General features: G+C 55.7%; 14 protein-coding genes. 9 read left to right on the top strand and 5 right to left on the bottom strand.

Features of this window, described 5'->3' with window-relative positions; all coding sequences use genetic code 11:
• Positions 1 to 26: 26 nt before the first annotated feature.
• Complete coding sequence (locus MKJ04_RS10720) at positions 27 to 770, top strand: SDR family NAD(P)-dependent oxidoreductase (protein WP_241641633.1); 744 nt, start codon at positions 27 to 29, stop codon at positions 768 to 770.
• 138 nt (positions 771 to 908) lie between these two features.
• Positions 909 to 2096, top strand: a complete 1188-nt coding sequence (locus MKJ04_RS10715; protein WP_241641632.1) for an endo-1,4-beta-xylanase — start codon at positions 909 to 911, stop codon at positions 2094 to 2096.
• A gap of 27 nt (positions 2097 to 2123) precedes the next feature.
• Here the strand turns inward: MKJ04_RS10715 and MKJ04_RS10710 are convergent, their stop codons facing one another.
• The gene (locus MKJ04_RS10710) at positions 2124 to 3149 is read right to left on the bottom strand and encodes a LacI family DNA-binding transcriptional regulator (protein WP_241641631.1); all 1026 of its coding nucleotides are present in this window, start codon (positions 3147 to 3149) and stop codon (positions 2124 to 2126) included.
• 221 nt (positions 3150 to 3370) lie between these two features.
• On the opposite strand from MKJ04_RS10710, the gene MKJ04_RS10705 reads away from it, so the two are divergent.
• Positions 3371 to 4855 carry a xylulokinase gene (locus MKJ04_RS10705; RefSeq protein WP_241641630.1) on the top strand — a complete coding sequence of 495 codons (1485 nt, stop codon included), beginning with the start codon at positions 3371 to 3373 and terminating at the stop codon, positions 4853 to 4855.
• Positions 4856 to 4882: 27 nt separating this feature from the next.
• Positions 4883 to 6214 (top strand): xylose isomerase, encoded by a 1332-nt coding sequence (gene xylA, locus MKJ04_RS10700; protein ID WP_241641629.1) that lies wholly within the window; start codon positions 4883 to 4885, stop codon positions 6212 to 6214.
• Positions 6215 to 6340: 126 nt separating this feature from the next.
• Here the strand turns inward: xylA and MKJ04_RS10695 are convergent, their stop codons facing one another.
• On the bottom strand, positions 6341 to 9067 hold the full coding sequence (locus MKJ04_RS10695) for a S8/S53 family peptidase (protein WP_241641628.1): 2727 nt from the start codon (positions 9065 to 9067) through the stop codon (positions 6341 to 6343).
• Between the two features lie 704 nt (positions 9068 to 9771).
• Between MKJ04_RS10695 and MKJ04_RS10690 the strand changes: the two genes are divergently transcribed.
• From MKJ04_RS10690 to MKJ04_RS10680, 3 genes are all read left to right on the top strand, one after another.
• Positions 9772 to 10482, top strand: coding sequence for an SGNH/GDSL hydrolase family protein (locus MKJ04_RS10690; protein ID WP_241641627.1), 711 nt, complete (start codon positions 9772 to 9774; stop codon positions 10480 to 10482).
• Between the two features lie 119 nt (positions 10483 to 10601).
• Positions 10602 to 11375: a ThuA domain-containing protein gene (locus MKJ04_RS10685; protein ID WP_241641626.1), complete on the top strand. Its 774-nt coding sequence runs from the start codon at positions 10602 to 10604 to the stop codon at positions 11373 to 11375.
• Positions 11376 to 11714: 339 nt separating this feature from the next.
• A complete protein-coding gene (locus tag MKJ04_RS10680) occupies positions 11715 to 12203 on the top strand; it encodes a hypothetical protein (protein WP_241641625.1) in 489 nt (162 codons plus the stop codon).
• Between the two features lie 443 nt (positions 12204 to 12646).
• Here the strand turns inward: MKJ04_RS10680 and MKJ04_RS10675 are convergent, their stop codons facing one another.
• The gene (locus MKJ04_RS10675) at positions 12647 to 13453 is read right to left on the bottom strand and encodes an NYN domain-containing protein (protein ID WP_241641624.1); all 807 of its coding nucleotides are present in this window, start codon (positions 13451 to 13453) and stop codon (positions 12647 to 12649) included.
• Between the two features lie 229 nt (positions 13454 to 13682).
• Here MKJ04_RS10675 and MKJ04_RS10670 point away from each other — a divergent pair, with 229 nt between their 5' ends.
• Both MKJ04_RS10670 and MKJ04_RS10665 read left to right on the top strand, forming a co-directional pair.
• On the top strand, positions 13683 to 14687 hold the full coding sequence (locus MKJ04_RS10670) for a DUF1028 domain-containing protein (RefSeq protein ID WP_410896821.1): 1005 nt from the start codon (positions 13683 to 13685) through the stop codon (positions 14685 to 14687).
• A 420-nt stretch (positions 14688 to 15107) separates the two neighbouring features.
• On the top strand, positions 15108 to 16508 hold the full coding sequence (locus MKJ04_RS10665) for a M20/M25/M40 family metallo-hydrolase (RefSeq protein ID WP_241641623.1): 1401 nt from the start codon (positions 15108 to 15110) through the stop codon (positions 16506 to 16508).
• A gap of 234 nt (positions 16509 to 16742) precedes the next feature.
• On the opposite strand, the gene MKJ04_RS10660 is transcribed toward MKJ04_RS10665, so the two are convergent.
• Positions 16743 to 17954: an S-adenosylmethionine:tRNA ribosyltransferase-isomerase gene (locus tag MKJ04_RS10660; RefSeq protein WP_241641622.1), complete on the bottom strand. Its 1212-nt coding sequence runs from the start codon at positions 17952 to 17954 to the stop codon at positions 16743 to 16745.
• Between the two features lie 78 nt (positions 17955 to 18032).
• The gene (locus MKJ04_RS10655; protein ID WP_241641621.1) at positions 18033 to 18572 is read right to left on the bottom strand and encodes a hypothetical protein; all 540 of its coding nucleotides are present in this window, start codon (positions 18570 to 18572) and stop codon (positions 18033 to 18035) included.
• Positions 18573 to 19121 lie beyond the last annotated feature (549 nt).

Here is a 19121-nt window from a genome sequence, read left to right as displayed (position 1 = left end):
AGACAAACCGAATCAACGAAAACCCTATGTCAGACACCAAAATAGCCATCGTGACGGGCGGAGGCTCGGGCCTCGGCTACGCCATCGCCCAGAAACTCGTCCAGCAGGATATCCAGACGATTATCATCGGCCGGAACCAGCAGAAACTGGACGCCGCCAAGCGCGAGTTCGGGGGGCGCTGCACCTGCATCGCCTTCGACCTGAGCAAGCTGGCTGAGATTCCGCAGCTGGTAGACCGCATCATGCAGGAGCACGGCCGGATCGACATCCTGGTGAACAACGCGGGCATCAACATGAAAAAGCCCTTTACGGAGGTGAGCGACGAGGACTTTCAGCGGATTATCCAGACCAACGTGAACGCCGTTTTTGCGTTGAGCCGGGAGGTGGCCAAAGTGATGCTGCCGCACCGCAGAGGCGCCATCGTGAACATCAGCTCGATGGCCTCGCAGTACGGCATTCCGAAAGTGATCGCCTATACCGCCTCCAAGTCGGCGATAGAGGGTATGACCCGGGCCATGGCGGTGGACCTGTCGCCGGAGGGCATCCGGGTGAACTGCGTCGCGCCGGGCTTTATCGCCACCGACATGTCGGCCAAGGCGCTGGACGATGATCCGGAGCGGAAAAACAAGGTGCTGTCGCGCACGCCAATGGGCACGCTGGGCACACCCGAAGACGTGGCGGAGGCGGTTTACTTCTTTGCCAGCGACGCATCGAAGTACGTGACCGGCACGGTGCTGCCGGTGGATGGCGGCAACTCCATCGGGTTCTGAGCCATACCCATACATCGGGCACTGCAAAAATTTATACCTGCCGAGGCAGTAATTGAGCTTGTAAGTTATACCCCTGCTTTCGCGTGCCGCTACCTGTTGGGCGCAAATCAGGCTTTAGACAATATAAACGCATCGAATATGAAACGCTTTAAAAACATTGCCGGGCCGATGGTGCTGGCGGTTTGTCTGGCCACTTCCTGCGCCGAGACGCACACGGCGAATGTAGCACAGGAGTTCGCCAGCCAGCCGGAGGCAAGCCAGGCCTCCGCTCCCACCACGCTGAAGGCGGCCTACCGAGGGGACTTTTATGTGGGCGCGGCCCTGAACGGCGGGCAGGCCTACGAGCGCGACGCGCAGGCCACGTCCCTGATCCAGTCGCAGTTCAATACCATCAGTCCCGAAAACCTCCTGAAGTGGGGGCCGGTGCACCCGGAGCCGGAGATCTATAACTTCGAGCCAGCCGACAAGTATGTGGCCTTCGGGCAGCGCAACAACATGTTTATCGTGGGCCATACCCTGGTATGGCACCAGCAAACGCCGGCATGGGTGTTTGAGGACGGCAACGGCAAGGCCGCCAGCAGAGAGGTGCTGCTGCAGCGCATGCAAGACCACATCAGCACAGTGGCCGGGCGCTACAAAGGCAAGATAAACGGCTGGGACGTGGTGAACGAGGCCCTGAACGACGACGGCACGCTGCGCCAGACCAAGTGGCTCCAGATTATCGGGGAGGACTACCTGCCCAAGGCCTTCACCTTTGCCCGAGAGGCCGACCCGCAGATGGAGCTCTACTACAACGACTACAACCTCTGGAAACCCGCCAAGCGGGAGGGCGCCGTGCGGCTGGTGCGGAACCTGCAGGAGAAAGGCATCAAGGTGGCCGGGATCGGGATGCAGGGGCATTACGGCCTGAAGACCCCGTCGCTGGAAGAGGTGGAGGCCAGCATCCTGGCTTTTTCGGAGCTAGGCGTGCAGGTGGCCTTCACGGAGCTGGACATCGACGTGCTGCCAAACCCGAGCCAGCGGCAGGGGGCCGACATTGACGCCACCTTCGGCTTCGACGAGAAGTATAACCTCTACACAACCGGGCTGCCCGACTCGGTGCAGCAGCAGCTTGCCGACCGCTATGCCGCCTTGTTCGCGCTGTTCCACAAGCACCGCGACAAGATTAGTCGTATCACGTTCTGGGGCGTTACCGACAACGACTCCTGGCTCAACAACTGGCCGATTCCGGGCCGCACCAGCTACCCATTGATTTTCGACCGCCAGTACAAGCCCAAGCCAGCGTTTGAGGCCATCATGATGACGGGGGTAAACGCGAAGCGGTAATGTGCCCAAGGAGCACCTGAAGAAGGGTTAAGCGGAGTTGCGGGCGGTGGAGGCTCTCACGATCAGGTGCGGTTCGAGCACCACGCGCTGAGGCGGGTTGTCGTACAGGTCATCGGAGCGCAGCATCCTCAGGAAAAGCGCGGCGGCGGCTTCTCCCATCTCCTCGGTTTGCTGGTCGATGGAGGACAGGCCCGGCGTGACCAGTGCGGCAAACGACTCGTTGGCGAAACCGATCACGCCCACGTCCTCGGGCACGCGCACGTTGTAGGCCAGCAGTTGCTGCAGCGCGCCCATCGCCGTGAAGTCCTCGAGGGCGAAGACGGCATCAAAGTCAACCTCGTGCTGGCAGAGCTCCCGGATGCATTGGCGGCCAAAGTCGAGCGAGAAGTCCCCGTAGAGGATAAGGCGCTCATCCACAGGTAGGTCATGGCGTTTGAGGGCATCCACATACCCCCTCATGCGTTCGGTAAAGATGTCCATGCTTTGCCGGGCAGTGATGTGCACGATGCGTTTGTAGCCTTGCCGGATCAGGTGCTCTGTTGCCAGAAAGCCGCCCTTGTAATCGTCAATCGTCACGGATGGCACCTGCAGCGCCTCTATGGCCCTGTCGAAAAACAGGAATGGGATGCGGCGGCGCTGGATTTCGGCGAAATGCTCATAGGTTGTCGTCCCCTTTGCCACAGAGGCGATGATGCCCGCCACCCGAGAGTCCAGAAAAGTCTCTATGCCTTTCTTCTCACCCTCCTGCGACTCGTTCGATTGGTAGAGCAGGATGCTATACCCGTTCTCGTTCATTATTTTTTCGATGCCGTGCACCACAGAGCTAAAAAAACTGACATCCAGGCTGGGAACAATGATGCCAATCGTGTTACTTTGGCCAGAGCGAAGGGAAGAGGCGATCTTGTTTTGGCGATAGCCAAGCCGCTGCGCCGTCTCCCGCACCGATCTCTTGGTCGTGTCGCTAATGGCCGGATGGTCGTTCAGGGCCCGGGCCACGGTAGAGAAGGCAATGTCCAGCTCTTTGGCAATGTCATGTATGGTAACTTTTTTCAAGGGCTTCGACTCAAATAAAAAAAGGGACGAGCAAATGTAACGCTTCTATCCATTTAAAGGCAATGAAAACAGGCAGAAAGCCGTAGCAGGAAAAGAATAAGTAAGTAAACACTTGTTTATGTAAATAAAACTCGACAAATTTATGCCAACGTTGGCATAGGAGTGGGTTGATTTTGAACTAACTGAAAATAAGGCGGTAAGCCGCCAGAAACAAAGCATATATGTTATTATTAGGTATAGATATCGGCACCTCCTCCATCAAAGTATCGGTGGTGGACGCACAGTCGCAGCAGACGGTGGCCGCGGCGCAGTACCCCGACCAGGAAACGGCCATCACCTCCACCCAGCCGGGATGGGCCGAGCAGTCGCCGGAGATGTGGTGGGAGCACGCCCAAAAGGCCATTGCCAAGGCAAACGCCAGCGGCAGCTATGCCCCAAAAGACATCAGCGCCATCGGCATTGCCTACCAGATGCACGGCCTGGTGGTAGTGGACAAGGAGCAGCAGGTGCTGCGCGACTCCATCATCTGGTGCGACAGCCGCGCCGTGGAGATCGGCAACAAGGCCTTCGATGCCATCGGGCATGAAAGGAGCCTGTCGCATCTGCTCAACTCACCCGGCAACTTTACAGCCTCCAAGCTGGCCTGGGTGAAGGAAAATGAGCCGGAAACCTACAGCAGGATCTATAAAGTGATGCTCCCCGGCGACTTTATCGCCATGAAGCTGACCGGCGAGATCACGACCAGTCCCTCTGCCTTATCCGAAGGTGTGTTCTGGGATTTTAAGCAGGACGCGCTGTCGGAGGATGTGCTGCAGTACTTCAAGTTCGAGAAAACGCTCATCCCTGAAATCAAGCCCGTGTTCTCGGAGCATGGCCGCCTGAAGCCGGAACTGGCCGAGCGGCTGGGCCTGCAAGCCGGTATACCTGTCACGTATAAATCCGGTGACCAGCCCAACAACGCGCTGTCGTTGAACGTGCTTAAGCCGGGTGAGGTGGCGGCCACGGCCGGAACCTCGGGCGTTATATATGGCGTGAGCGACCAGTTGGTGTATGACCCTCAATCCAGGGTGAACACCTTTGCGCACGTGAACCACGCCACCAGCGAGAAGCGGGTCGGGGTGCTGCTGTGCATCAACGGCACCGGCATCATGAACAGCTGGGCAAAGCACAACATCGGGTCCGGGCTGGATTATGCGGCCATGAACGCGGCGGCGCAGCAGGTGAAGATCGGCAGCGACGGCCTGCGCATTCTGCCTTTCGGCAACGGGGCCGAGCGCATGCTGAACAACAAGATCGTGGGCGCGCACTTCCATAACATCGACCTGAACCTGCACACGCAGGCGCACATTTTCCGGGCGGTGCAGGAGGGGATCGTGTTCGCTTTCCGGTACGGCTTGGACATCATGCGCGAAAACGGCATGAATCCGCAGGTGATCCGGGCGGGGCAGGCCAACCTGTTCCTGAGTCCGCTGTTCGCGCAGGCCTTCGTGGACGCCACCAACGTGCCCGTGGAGCTATACCAGAACGACGGAAGCGTGGGCGCAGCCCTTGGGGCCGGTATCGGGGCCACGGTGTTTGCCTCGCCGGAAGAGGCCTTCCTCCATTTCCGGCCCGTAAAACTGATAGAACCACAGGCGACCGCCGCCTACGAACCCATATACCAGGAGTGGAAAGCGCTGCTGATGGACCAACTGAACAAGAAATAAATCAACTAATCTTTAACAACCAAGAGTATGGCAAATCCGCTGATAGGAGAAAAGGAATTCTTTAAAGGAATAGGGCAGATAAAGTTTGAGGGCCTGGAGTCTGACAACCCGCTGGCTTACCGCTGGTACGACGAGAACAAAGTAGTGGCCGGCAAAACGCTGAAAGAGCATATGCGCTTTGCGGTGGCCTACTGGCACTCGTTCAACGCAAGCGGCGCAGACCCCTTCGGCGGCGCAACGCTGAACTTCCCCTGGGACGAGAAAGCTGACCCGATCGAAAGAGCGAAAGACAAGATGGACGCCGCCTTCGAGTTTATCACCAAGATGAACATGCCTTATTACTGTTTCCATGATGTGGACGTGGTGGACTACGGCAACGACATCGTGGAAAACGAGCGACGCCTGCAGACGCTGGTGGAATACGCCAAGCAAAAGCAGCAGGAAAGCGGCGTGAAGCTGCTCTGGGGCACGGCCAACGTGTTCTCGCACAGCCGCTACATGAACGGTGCCTCCACCAACCCCGACTTCCATGTGCTGTCGCATGCGGCGGCGCAGGTGAAAGCCGCCCTGGATGCCACCATCGCCCTGAACGGCGAGAACTACGTGTTCTGGGGAGGCCGCGAAGGCTATATGAGTTTGCTGAACACCGAGATGAAGCGCGAGCAGGACCACCTGGCCCGCTTCCTGCACACCGCCAAGGACTATGCCCGCAAGCAGGGCTTCAAAGGCACCTTCTTCATCGAGCCGAAGCCGATGGAGCCGACCAAGCACCAGTATGACTACGACTCTGCCACGGTAATCGGCTTCCTGCGCAAGTACGACCTGCTGGACGATTTCAAGATCAACATCGAGGTGAACCACGCAACGCTGGCGGGCCATACCTTCCAGCACGAGCTGCAGGTAGCAGCCGACGCGGGCCTGCTGGGCTCTATCGACGCCAACCGCGGCGACTACCAGAACGGCTGGGACACGGACCAGTTCCCGAACAACATCAACGAGCTGACGGAAGCCATGCTGGTGTTTCTGGAGGCAGGTGGCGTGCAGGGCGGGGGTATAAACTTCGATGCCAAGATCAGAAGAAACTCCACTGACCCGGCGGACCTGTTCTACGCCCACATTGGCGGTGCCGACACCTTTGCCCGCGCCCTGATCACGGCAGACAAGATTTTGCAGAACTCTGACTACAAGAAAGTGCGCGAGGAGCGTTACGCCTCCTTCGACAGCGGCCAGGGCAAAGCCTTCGAGGCCGGAGAGCTATCCCTCGAAGACCTGCGCCAGTACGCGATCAACAACGGCGAGCCCGAAGTAAAGAGCGGCCGTCAGGAGTACCTGGAGAACGTGGTGAACCGCTATATCTAGGCATTAGGGCTGTACCTCCAAACTGGGGAGGACCATCACCAAGCTGCTGATCCTCAAAACCCATTAAACACCAAAACGCCCGCTGCAACTGCAACGGGCGTTTTGCTTTAGCTTTATTCGCTATGTCTAGCGGGTCAGCATCATTCTGTTAGAATATGTTTTGTTGCCAGAGCTGATGCGGTATAAGTATGTGCCGGCTGGCAGATTGGTGGCATTGAACTGTACCTCATGCGTGCCTGTTGCTTTCTGCTCAGCTACCAGCGTGTTCACTTTCTTGCCCAGCACATCAAATACCTCTACAGTTACGAAGCCATCCTGCTCCACAGCGTAGCTAATGGTAGTGGCATCTGTGAATGGGTTCGGGTATGTGAAGTTCTTTGTCCACTGGCCGCCTGCTGCCTGCATGCCGGAGGTGCCTGAGGTGGCTAATGGCTGCTTCAAAGAGTTCCAGCTATCGTATGTGCGGGTAATGATCACGGCGAACTCAGCGCGCGTTACGTTCTGCGTTGGCTTGAAAGTAGCGTGCAACACTGGCACCAGGTCGTAAGGGCCCTGCGCTACAGAGTAGAAGGCGTTGATCAGTCCCAGGTCTAAGGCTACGCTAACATACCCCTCCAAACCAGCAGGGATGGATTTCGCATCATCAACCGGGATGTCTTTCCCGTCTACTCGTACAGTTACACCTTTTCCGTTGCGCTGCAGGGCGATGTCCTGAAGGCCCAGACTTTGCACCAGTGCGTAAGCGAGGCTCGTTCTGTCTACGCTTCCCTTAGGGTTAAACTTGGTAGAGCCATCTGTCAGCATGATGCCGTTTGCGGTCTGGAAACGGTCTCTCAACGCGGCTCCTTTACCAGTTACAGACTCTGCCAGCAGCAATTCGCTTCCGGTTACGTCTTTGAAAGAAACAGCGCCTGTGGTTGGGTAGTACTGACGCACTGCCTGGCCCATCATCAGGTAATCAGCCAACTGAATTCTTTTCAGGAGTTCGTCTGGCTTAAAGCCGCTTCCAAGGCCGTCTGCCAATCTGGAGCTAACTGCCATTTTGATAGAAGCCTCTGCCGGATGGCCAGCAATGTCGTTAAGGCCAGTAGAGCCGCTCAGTTGTACGGCTGTGAAGGTACCGGATACTCTTTCTGCAAGTGCCACGCCATTCAGGCCTTCCACGCGCAGTGTCCATGTTCCGGCCATAGGGGAAGCAACGGCTACACCACGGTCAGTGCTGATGGCGAATGTTACCGGGATACCTGCTCTGTATTCTTTTCCGTCCGGGCCTGTCAGGATAAGGTTTACCGGGTTGCCAGTTAAGCCAAGCTCGCCTTCAGCAGTGATTTTTGCTTCGATGGCAGTGGTTCCTTGCGCTACATTGAACGTCTTGCTGTTATCCGCAGTCAAAACAGGCTTGTAATCGATCACGAAGCTCTCCTTTACAGTAGCCGTGTTGATGTTGCTGTTGAAGCTTCTGGTCATGTTCAGGCTTGTGCCGAAAGTGGCGTTGCGGTAGATGTGGTCTACGGCAGCGTAAGCATTCACGTAACCTGCACCAACCTCCCAAGATTCTCGGTTCGGCATGTTCGTGGCTGTCTTCTGCAAGATGTCCTTTACCTGTGCAGGAGAAAGCGATGGATTGGCCTCTAATAACAGGGCCACGATGCCAGCAGTGTGCGGTGTCGCCATAGAAGTGCCGCTCATGTGCGTATAGAAAGGTACGTGTGCTGGAGCAAGATCAGCGTCTTTCTGAGCGCCAAGTGAGGAAACAGGGGCGATTACACGAGTAGAAACGATGTCTACGCCGGGGGCAACTATAGTAGGTCTGTTCTCATACTTCCATGTTTCGCCGTCTATTGTAAAGGTGCCGCCTTCGTTTTTCACGCCTCTGGAAGAGAAGCCAGCCAGGCGGCCATACTTGTCGCCAGCGCCTACAGAAATTACCCAAGGGGCAATCGCGTATGGGTTGTGGGTATCAGAGCTCGGGCCGTCGTTACCAGCTGCGAACAGCGATACAATGCCACGGTCATATGCTTTCTTGGAAGCAATGTTTACTGGGTTGGCAGGCTCAAACGTGCCGGATGTGCCCCAGGAATTGCTGATCACGCGGATACCGTACTCATACTGGTGTGTCAGGGCATAGTCGTATCCGCCAATCGCGTCCAGGATGAACAGCGCGCCACCTGAGCCATAGCCAATTAATTGTGCACCTGGTGCCGCGCCTTCGTACAGGCCGCTAGACCTGGCACCGTTTCCGCCAACAGAGCCTGCGCAATGCGTGCCGTGCCCAGAGTTGGTGTCGGTGTTCGGTACGTTCTCCAGGTATGTTACCGGCAGCATGGCGTCAACACCGTTCAGGTTTGTGGTACCCAATACGTTCTGTACCAGGTGTGTGCCCAGCTTCAGGTCGTCGTGTGTGCCGTCAACGCCACTGTCGTTGATCATCACCCCGATGCCCTTGCCAGATACCGGCATCCCGTTGTTGCGGGCCGTCATCCCCTTGTCAGCGCGAACTCTTTTCACGCCTGTTAGGCTGGTGCCGTTGTAGTTGTAGTAGGTAAGCTGCTTGTTCAGGAAGATCGATAAAACGGCAGGGTTGCCTGACAGGCTTTCGATCTGGGCCGGCGTAGCCAGCACTCCGGCGATAGGAAGTGAGCTAAAAGTGACGCCCTTGTTAATGCCGAGGTCCTTCAGGAGCGTTAAGTTAGCGGTGGTAGGTGCGCCATCGCCCTTAAAGGTTACGATTACGCCCAACGGCCCAGTGGCTGTATGCAACTGCTGCTGCAAATCGGTGTCTATGACAACCTGTGCAAAAACGGTGTTTGCAAACAGGCATAGAACAGTAAAACAAGATAAAATCAACTTCATAAGATGAGAGTAGTTAAAGGTTTTACATAAAATAGGATAAACTTCAGTTTGCCAGGAATGCCCGCGACGTGCCTGGCGTTTTTTAACATATAATTTACTGATTCTGGTATAGCCTCTGTACAAAGGAATGCCCTACAGCATGATCAATAAACGGAGGAGGTAATTGGTTGGTTTTGTGTCTGCCAATGGCTTAGGCCATGGTTTTTGAATCCCCTTTCGGTGAGTCATAGTTTTGGAGTATCACAAGAAAGTAATAATAATTACTGATAGAAAGGAATTATTAAATCAGATAGTAACCTGATGCATTTTTATATTTAATTGACTTATTACAGGTGTATTTGCCCAGTATATATGCTGACGTGTGTTCGTTAAAGCTATTGTTCGTCTTATGTTAGGGTTTAGTAACAAGAAAACGAACTGTAAGAAAATTGTCCAATCTGACAAACAGTTCCTTTTAGAGAGGGAGGCGGCAGCACTGAAAATAAATTTTATTTTTTTAAAGTTTCTTGGATTTTTTCACTCGGATCATTCTTTTTTTCTGTTCGTAAGCTTCACTTGACGGCGGTATAAAAGAGATAACCTTACAGGTGTGACCTGTCCTCCCCTTATACCGGAAAGCTGCTTTACAAACACACGTTTGTGGGGGTAGCACCCAATCTGATTTCCCTTGGAAAGAGTATATGGAGGGAAAGAAATCATACCCTATGAACAGCTATTTCTTAAACCTGTTACTGCTCATGTGCCTGAACCTTGCCGCCTGCAAGCAGGCGGATCCCGAGCCGGCCATCCTAACACCTGCAGACGAGAGCAGCACCACGAAAACCTACCTTGCCCTCGGCGATTCCTATACCATCGGGCAGAGCGTGCCGGAAGCCGACCAGTGGGGCAGGCAGTTGGTCGGGCTGCTGCGGGCGGAGGGCGTGGAGGTGAGCGACCCCGTAACGATTGCCCGCACAGGCTGGACCACCTCCGAGCTGGCCGCTGCCATCAAATCCGCCGACCTCAAAGCCACCTTCGACCTGGTGACGCTGCTCATCGGGGTGAACAACCAGTACCGTGGGCAGTCGCTGGCGAATTACCGAACCGAGTTCAATGAGTTGCTGCAAACCTCCATCCGCCTGGCCAAACGGAATCCGCAGCATGTGCTGGTCCTGTCGATACCGGATTGGGGCGCGACGCCCTATGGCAGGGGCCAGAACCGTCAGCAGATTACTGCGGAGATCGACGCCTTTAACGCCGCAGCCAAAGATCTATCGGAGCAGGCAGGGGTCACGTTTATCAACATTACCCCGCTGACGCGTGAAGCCGTTTCTGACCTGACTTATGTGGCCAGCGACGGGCTGCACTACTCTGGCAAGATGCACCGGGAGTGGGCCCTGCGGGCCTTGCCCAAGGCAAAGGAAATCCTGAAATAGTCAGGCAGTGCGCCGTTCGGAAAGATTTGCATGAAACTATATACCTGTGGCACTTTTATCTGATGGTATAATCTGTTAAGTTTATAACACATCTGACTATAAACACGATAGATCTCCACATGAAAAAAGAACTCCTGCATTACGGGGCTGCCCTCCTGCTTTTCTGCGGTGCCCAGGCTTGCTCATCGTCTGCCTCCGAGACGCGTAATCCCGCCGCTGCTGAAGTGCAGAAAGCGGACGCCTCGCGCATTCTCGTATTTTCCAAAACCAGCGGCTATTACCACGAGTCCATACCGGATGGCATTGCCGCCATACAGAAGCTGGGCGGCGCGCACACCATCGTGGTGGACACCACCAAGAACGCCGCCTACTTCACCCCTGATTCGCTGCGGCATTACAAGGCCGTGGTTTTTCTGAGTACCACCCAGGATGTGCTAGACCCGGCGCAGCAGGAGGCCTTTACGAAGTATATACAAAACGGGGGCGGTTTTGCGGGCATCCATGCTGCCGCCGATACCGAGTACGACTGGCCGTGGTATAACAAGCTGGTGGGCGCGTATTTCCTGAGCCACCCTAAGCAGCAGCAGGCCACCGTCCGCGTGAAGGACAAAAACCACCCCTCCACCAGCCACCTGCCCGACAACTGGGAGCGCTTCGACGAGCTCTATAACTACAAGGACATCAACCCGGATATCAAGGTGCTGGCCACGCTGGACGAAAGCACCTACGAAGGTGGCAAGAACGGTGAAAACCATCCCATCGTCTGGTACCACGATTTCGACGGCGGCCGCTCTTTCTACACCGGCCTGGGCCACACCAAAGAAAGCTACACCGACTCCACCTTCCTGCAGCACATGTGGGGAGGCATCAGCTATGCCATGGGGGAGGAGTAAAGAGTTTGAGAAAGCTCAATTGAATAAACAACCAGAAATAGACATGGCGCTTGTGATGTCTATTTCTGGTTTAGAGCATGTTTAAATTTCATTTTTGGAAGCGAAAAATGTTCTGGAAGGGTTCTGACGAAGCGTTTTTTGAGCCACATAGCAGCGCTATGGGGCGATAAAAAGGCGAAGTCAGGTTCCTTGATGGACGTTTTGTAGCCCAAAAGATGAATTTTAAACACGCTCTTAGTGCATAGGGACATTGAAGCCAAAGGATAGAACCTGTTTTCCATGGCATGCAACCATTAGTCCGTTTTCGGGCTCTTACTGCTGAACCCACTTTCAATCCCTATGGTAAATTATATCTGCGCAGCGCTGCTGCTGCTGTTGCTGACCAGGTGCCAGCAAGAAACAAGTATTGAGCCGGGGCAGTTTGAAGAGGCCGGCATAGAAGCAGATGGTGTGCAGTTTGGGCAGGAGATTACGCTGCCGGAACTGGGGCAGGTGACGCTCTATGGTGAAGATGTGCCCCGCAAACTGTACCTCTCGGCCAGGAAAATCACTGACTCGCGCTGTCCGGAGGATGTGACCTGTATTACCTATGGGGCCGCATCAATAGTGCTTTCAGCATCCAACAGCCAAGGCAAAAACGAGGACATTCAGCTGTGTATAGGCAGTTGCGATAATGGGTTTCGTAGTATAGACAGCGTTACCGCTGTGGTTGGCGAAACACTATATAGCTTTAGTTTGATTGACGTAACCCCGTTCCCTGAGCGCAGCAAGGCAGGGGTGAGGAAAAAGGCCAAGCTGCTTGTTGAAAAAATCGGCACCTCGCTGTAAAGATCTGTGCTATAGATAATTGTGTTGGCGATTTTCCTGCACTGGTGTGTAGGATGCCGCTATAAGACACCCACAAAAAACGCCTGCTCTTTCCGGAGCAGGCGTTTTTTGTGGGGATACATGCAACTTAATCAGAGTGCATTTTGATGAGCTGTACATCCACGTCATTCTTCCGCGAACTCGGCGTTGTGTTTCGGGTTAGAGCAAGGTATGTCTGGCATTGTACATCTTTGTTTTGGTACTGGCGCTAGTGGAGGGAAGCAGGCAAAGGTCCAGCAGCAGTTTCGTTTGCACAAGACGAACGACACGGGCAGTGAACCCAAGACAGCAGGCGTTTCAGGTATGCGCTTTAATATGATGACTTATATACAAACGAAGGGCTTTATGCGCTGCCTGTATCTACTTCAACCCAAAAGTTTATACTCATGTAACGCCAAATCCGCTTAGGCAATGTTCTGCGTTTCGGGCTGTGGTTTCTTCTTTGCGCGGCTTCTGCGCTGGTCTTTGCGCTTCACGTATACCGCCGAGGGGCCTTTGTCGTCTTCTTTCCGGATGGTAAACAGCTTCGTCTGGGCCTTAATGAGCTGCAGCAACTGCCCGTAGCCAAAGGTGCGCGGGTCGAAGCTGGGGTCGAGCTGGCGCAGGTTCACGCCCATCACGCCCAGGTGCGCCCAACCGTCCTCGTCAGCCGACATCACGAAGGCTTCCTTCAGCAGGGGCACTGGGTTGGGGGCCTGTTTGGAAGTGCCGTTTTCCGGGGTTTTTTCGGCGGCGGCTATCTTCTTCTCGTCAATATCGTCGGTCAGGTTCTCTGTGAAGATGAACACGTTACAGGCATTCACAAACGGCTTTGGTGTTTTTTGCTGCCCGATGCCCATCACAAAAATACCCGCCTCGCGGATGCGGGTGGCCAGCCGGGTATAGTCGCTGTCGGAGGAGACGATGCAGAAGCCGTCCACCAACTCGCTGTGCAGCAGGTCCATGGCATCGATGATCAGGGCGCTGTCGGTGGCGTTCTTGCCCACGGTATAGCGGAACTGCTGGATAGGCTGTATGGCGTGGTTGTTCAGGCAGTCTTTCCAGCCGTTCATCTGCGGGGTGGTCCAGTCGCCGTAAATGCGCCGGATGGTGGTGGCGCCGTACTTTCCGGCCTCGGCCATCAGTTTCACGATCAGGCTGGGTTGCGCATTGTCGCCGTCTATCAGCATGGCCATGCGCGAAGGTTTTTTTTCTCGTACTGCGTTTTTCATGTATAAATGTTGTGAGCGAGGGCCGGCTGGCGCCCGCTTTTAGTGTCGTGGTTATATATATCGTTATACTGCTATCCTTAGCAGAAGTTGTTGCAGGGCAAAGGACATCCCAGGGGCGAAAAATATTTTATTTTTGTATGGTGCGTTCGCCCTATCCTGCGTATCACTTCCGGTAACAAGCGTTTGAAGTGACCGGAAGGTATACACGATGATATGGAAATAGATCGACATGAGGAAATATAAAACGACATTAATTGCTATGGGGGTATCGCTGATGGCCTCGCTCGGAGCCGCGAAGGCGCAGGTGTTCAAGGCTGAGGAGCCGCTGGCCCATACCTATTCTATCGTCGCCCGCGACCCGAAAACCGGCGAGATGGCGGTGGGCGTGCAGAGCCACTGGTTCTCGGTGGGCACATCGGTGCCGTGGGCCGAGGCCGGGGTAGGCGTGGTGGCCACGCAGTCGTTCACCAACAAATCGTTCGGGTTGCGCGGGCTGGCGTTGCTCAGAGAGGGGAAGTCGCCGGAGGAGGCCCTCGCCATACTGCTCTCTGACGACGAGGCCCGCGAGGTGCGGCAGGTGGCCATACTGGATGCGCAGGGGCGGGTGGCTACCCATACCGGCAAGCAGTGCATCCGTTACGCCGGGCACACCACGGGCGCTAACTTCTCGGTGCAGGCCAACATGATGCTGACCGACAAGGTATGGCCTGCCATGGCCAGGGCATTTGAGAAGAGCGAAGGGCAGCCGCTGGCCGAGCGGGTGCTGCTGGCCATGCAGGCAGCCGAGGGCGAAGGCGGCGATATCCGCGGGCGGCAGTCGGCGGCGCTGGTGGTGGTGAAAGGGCAGAAAACAGACCAGCCCTGGAACGAGCGCACCATTGATCTGCGGGTAGACGACGGCGAGCAACCGCTGGAAGAACTGGCGCGCCTGCTCAAGGTATACCGCGCCTACGAGCACATGAACGCGGGCGACCTGGCAATTGAGAAAGGGCAGATGCAGCAGGCCATGCAGGAGTATGGCAAGGCAGAGAAGATGTTCCCCAATAACCTGGAGATGAAGTACTGGCATGCCATCGGGCTGGCCAACAGCGGACAGATAGCGGAAGCCTCGAAGCTGCTGCGAGAGGTATACAAGAAAGACGCCGACTGGCGCGAGCTCACCAGCCGCCTGCCCGAAGTCGGCCTCCTGACCGTGAGCAAGCAGAACCTGGAGAAACTGATGCAGGCGAAATAGCCGCTGCAGCGCCGTGTGTATACCTGGCGGCACGTGCTTGAGGGCGTTAAATGGTGGTTGGCTCAAAAGATGGTGTAGCCTGTTTCTTTGGAGATTTCATCCCCCTGCCCCCTTAAAAGGGGTCACTCAGTATGCTTGGAAAGTCTATTCACTTTACGTATTGAGGAAGTCCCCCTTTGAAGGGGGCAGGGGGATGACGACCGGGCAGCGAAAGTATAAAGGTGTCTTTCCTTTATTCCTTTCACAGACCTATGTCTGCTAGCTTATGCCGAGGTATGGGCAGGCAGGTCAGAACCTGCCGCTATGAGCGCTAATTCTCATTTGGCTAGCGTTGCGTCGGTTTCATGTCCTGACATAAATTCGCTATCTTGAATCCTCAAACCGAAAACCTACCGACAACTACTCATTTGATTATACTTAATGCGCACTACACGTAAATTACGCTACTTTCTGATTGCAGCCGCCACCGCCTTTACACTGCCTGCCGTGGCACAGCAGCAAGCTCCTTCCGACTCAGTCATCATCCGAAAACTCTACAGCGAGGCCCTCACCAGCACCGAGAGCTATGAGAACCTGCGCTACCTGACCAAGCGAATCGGGGCGCGCCTCAGCGGCTCGCCGCAGGCCGCCGCGGCCGTGGAATGGACCCGGCAGGTAATGCAGCGGCTGGACCTCGACACCGTATACCTGCAGCCCGTGATGGTGCCCCACTGGGTGCGCGGCGACAAGGAGATCGGCCGTGTCTACAACTCCAAAATGATCGGCAACGCCGATATGAACATCGCAGCGTTGGGTGCCTCTGTGGGCACAGGCAAACAGGGCCTGAGCGCGGAGGTGGTTGAGGTGCAGAACTTTGAGGAGCTGGAGAAGCTGGGCAAAAAGAAGGTAAAGGGCAAGATTGTGTTCTTCAACCGGCCTTTTGACAATACCCACGTGCAGACCATGGCCTCGTACAGCGGCGCTGTGGACCAGCGCGGCGGCGGCCCGGTAGCGGCAGCCAGGCTCGGGGCAGCAGGGGTGCTGGTGCGCTCCATGGCAAACGAACTGCAGGACGTGCCCCATACCGGCAATACCCGCTACGAAGACGGCGTAACCAAAATACCGGCAGCGGCCATCAGCACCAACGACGCCGAGCGGCTCAGCAGCCTCCTGAAAGAGGATCCGAACCTGAAGTTTTACATGCGCATGACCTCCGAGATGCTGCCCGACGTGCTGTCGTACAACGTGATCGGGGAGCTGAAGGGAACAGAGAAGCCAGATGAGATCATCGCCGTAGGCGGCCACCTCGACTCCTGGGACCTGGGCGAAGGGGCCCACGACGATGGCACGGGTTGTATGCAGTCTATCGAGGTGCTGCGCCTGTTCAAGGAACTGGGCATCAAACCCAAGCGCACCGTGCGGGCCGTGCTGTTTATGAATGAGGAGAACGGACTGCGCGGGGGTATAAAATACGCGGAGGTGGCCAAAGCCAAAGGCGAGAAGCACGTGGCTGCCATCGAGTCGGATGCGGGCGGCTTTACCCCGCGCGGCTTCAGCATGGAGGGCAGCAACGCGCAGCTCGCCAAACTGAAGGCCTGGAAGCCCATGCTGGAGCCCTACGGCCTGTCGGAGTACGGCATGGGGCACGGCGGCTCCGACATCGGCCCGCTGAAAGGACAGGGATCGGTGGCCCTCATCGGCTACCGGCCAGACTCACAGCGCTACTTCGATTATCACCATACCAGTATAGACGTGTTCGAGAACGTGAACCGCCGCGAGATGCAACTTGGCGCAGCCGGTATGGCCTCGCTGGTATACCTCATATCCGAGTATGGCCTGTAACGGGATGGCAGCAAAAGACCTCACAGCGTCCGAAGGACCTGTGAGTGTCTGACGCCTTGTAACTGGGCTAACCATGGCAAAGCTGACGCCCTGTAGCTAGGCTAACCATGGCAAAGCTGACGCCTTGTAACTGGGCTAACCATGGCAAAGCTGTTAGCCCTGTAGCTGCCAAACACTCACAGGACCTTCGGACACTGTGAGGTTATGGGAACTGTGAATGTGAGGCTATAGCAGTTAGGGCAGCAGTAGCGAGCTGTCTCCGTAGCTCAGGAAGCGGTAGTCGTGCTGCAGCGCGTGGGCATATACCTTGCGCCAGTCTTCCCCGATCAGGGCGGATACCAGTAGCAGCAGCGTGCTTTCGGGCTGGTGGAAATTCGTGATCAGGCCGTTGCAGATGCGGAAGGTATAGCCGGGCGCGATGATGATCTGGGTGCTGGCATGCAGGAAGCTGGTTTTATGCCGGTCCATATACTGCAGCAGGGCCTCGACTGCCTCGGTGGCGGTGGGCAGCGCGGTGGCCTCATATGCCTGCCACTGGCTCACATGCAGTTCGCTCAAAAGCATATCCGGCGTCTGGATCGCTTTGGCCCCCAGCCAATACAAACTCTCCAGTGACCGCATGCTGGTGGTGCCCACCGGGATCACCGGCTTTCCGAGTTGCCGGGCCAGGCGCTGCAGCAGCGGCCGGGTAATGTATAACTGCTCGGCGTGCATCTCGTGCGCCTCCATCACCTCCGCTTTCACGGGCTTAAAGGTGCCCGCGCCCACGTGCAGCGTCAGGTAAGCTGATGTGATGTGTTGCTCCTGGAGGCTTGCCATCACTCGCTCAGTAAAATGCAGGCCCGCCGTGGGGGCCGCCACCGCGCCCTGCTGGTTGGCGTAAATCGTCTGGTAGCGGATATGGTCGTCAGGGGTCAGGTCGCGGTTGAGGTAGGGGGGCAGGGGCAGTTTGCCGCAGCGCTCCAGCACCTCCGCGAAGGGCAGTTCGGCAGGTTCCCACGTGAAACGTATCAGGAAATGACCTTCTTGCTGTGCCTCGCGCGTGGCCTGCAGCATACCGCCGTCAAAACGCAGCTGCACCGGTCCGCTTTTCCAGCGCTTGTTGTTGCCTACCAGGCACTTCCAGACGCAGTTTCCTGTTTGCTGCATGGCCAGCTGCACCTCGCGGTAGGGAGCCACTGGCTCCAGGCAGAAAATCTCCACCGTGCCGCCCGTCTCTTTCTGAAACTGCAGCCGCGCCTGCACCACCTTCGTATCGTTAAACACCAGCAGCGTCTGCGGGGGCAGCAGCCCGGGCAGGTCGGTAAAGGTATGATCGGAGATATGGCCGCCCTTGTATTGGAGCAGCTTGGAGTGGTCGCGCTCAGGCAGTGGGAACCTGGCGATACGCTCGTCGGGCAGCGGATAGACAAAATCTTTTATCGCCAGCTTTTTGGGGTCCGTCATAGGAGTAGGGTATGCGTGTGTAATGGGCTACTATCGGCGTATCGCTTCACGTACAGCGCTGAGGCGGCAGGGCAGAGCTTACAGGTTTTTCAGGAAATCCTCGTCCAGCGGCTCCATATCATCCGGGTCATCCTCTTTGTCGGCCTCCCAGTTGATGTCCTGCATCAGTTCCAGGCCTTCAAAAATCAGCTCGTCCAGTTCCTCCTTCGATGCGGCATCCAGGGTCTGCTCGAAAAGGCCCAACAGTTGCTCGCGCTGCTCATTCACAAATATCTCGTGGTACAGGTTGTCGAACGCGGCGATCTTCTTTTGCACCACCTTGTCAATCTCCTTCGTGCTTTTGGCCTGCAGGGCCTGCTCCAGCAGTTCCAGCACCTCCACGCTTTTCTCGTTGTTGGAGAGGCGCGTGAAGGCTTTCACGAAGGCGAGCGCCACCACCAGACGCAGCCGCTCGAACCGGAAGTTCAGCTCTTCAGGCGCTTTGCCAGCCGATAACCGGGAGGACTTGTGGGCTTTTTCGAAATCCAGGTAAATCTGGCCTGCCGCATCTTCCGCTACAGGCAGCTGCTCGCTGTCGTAGGCGGTTTCAAGTAATAGCGCTACGCTTCTGGCACTCATAGGTCTTTTAGTCTTGTAAGGGCTGCAAAGGTACGGCTTTATCGTGTTTTATACTATGGGTGGTTTGGCTGCACTTTCAGGTTATACCAAGGGTATGCCCTTCCTCTCTCAGCTTACTGCGCACGCAGCCGCATGCCAGGTTGGCTGTAGGTACTCCGCTGTGATTTTTTTGGAATTTTCAGGCATGGCATTATATGCCTTTTGTTTGATTCTGTTGCTGTAGGGCTTAGTATAATAAAATTTATATATATGCTTTGTGGATGATATAGAATTAATTTTATTAATGGTGTAACTTATTTAAGCATTCAAGGTAAATGTATTGTAATAGTTAAATGTTATATATACAAAGTAAAATATTTATTGCTATATATATTCTTAGGTATTTTAAATATAGCAGGAAATTATAGAAAAAGGTAGCGCTGCAAACGCGCTGCCTGCGCCCCTGAATCTCTATCGGGTAGACGGTAAAAACGGCTATTCCATTCTGTAATGCGGCAACTGCCTCGGAAAAGGCAACTGGTGCATTACTACTGCATTTCACCCTTCTGT

This window comes from Pontibacter sp. E15-1 (genome assembly GCF_022601975.1).
Lineage (GTDB): Bacteria > Bacteroidota > Bacteroidia > Cytophagales > Hymenobacteraceae > Pontibacter.
The sequence above is the reverse complement of the archived record's forward strand: the minus strand, read 5'-3'. Positions and strand labels throughout refer to the sequence as shown.

Bases quoted from the DNA above. Each gene is read 5' to 3' on its own strand.
- MKJ04_RS10720 (WP_241641633.1), top strand. From the start codon at position 27: ATGTCAGACACCAAAATAGCCATCGTGACGGGCGGAGGCTCGGGCCTC.
- MKJ04_RS10715 (WP_241641632.1), top strand. From the start codon at position 909: ATGAAACGCTTTAAAAACATTGCCGGGCCGATGGTGCTGGCGGTTTGT.
- MKJ04_RS10705 (WP_241641630.1), top strand. From the start codon at position 3,371: ATGTTATTATTAGGTATAGATATCGGCACCTCCTCCATCAAAGTATCG.
- xylA (WP_241641629.1), top strand. From the start codon at position 4,883: ATGGCAAATCCGCTGATAGGAGAAAAGGAATTCTTTAAAGGAATAGGG.
- MKJ04_RS10695 (WP_241641628.1), bottom strand. From the start codon at position 9,067: ATGAAGTTGATTTTATCTTGTTTTACTGTTCTATGCCTGTTTGCAAAC.
- MKJ04_RS10690 (WP_241641627.1), top strand. From the start codon at position 9,772: ATGAACAGCTATTTCTTAAACCTGTTACTGCTCATGTGCCTGAACCTT.
- MKJ04_RS10685 (WP_241641626.1), top strand. From the start codon at position 10,602: ATGAAAAAAGAACTCCTGCATTACGGGGCTGCCCTCCTGCTTTTCTGC.
- MKJ04_RS10680 (WP_241641625.1), top strand. From the start codon at position 11,715: ATGGTAAATTATATCTGCGCAGCGCTGCTGCTGCTGTTGCTGACCAGG.
- MKJ04_RS10675 (WP_241641624.1), bottom strand. From the start codon at position 13,453: ATGAAAAACGCAGTACGAGAAAAAAAACCTTCGCGCATGGCCATGCTG.
- MKJ04_RS10670 (WP_410896821.1), top strand. From the start codon at position 13,683: ATGAGGAAATATAAAACGACATTAATTGCTATGGGGGTATCGCTGATG.
- MKJ04_RS10665 (WP_241641623.1), top strand. From the start codon at position 15,108: ATGCGCACTACACGTAAATTACGCTACTTTCTGATTGCAGCCGCCACC.
- MKJ04_RS10660 (WP_241641622.1), bottom strand. From the start codon at position 17,954: ATGACGGACCCCAAAAAGCTGGCGATAAAAGATTTTGTCTATCCGCTG.
- MKJ04_RS10655 (WP_241641621.1), bottom strand. From the start codon at position 18,572: ATGAGTGCCAGAAGCGTAGCGCTATTACTTGAAACCGCCTACGACAGC.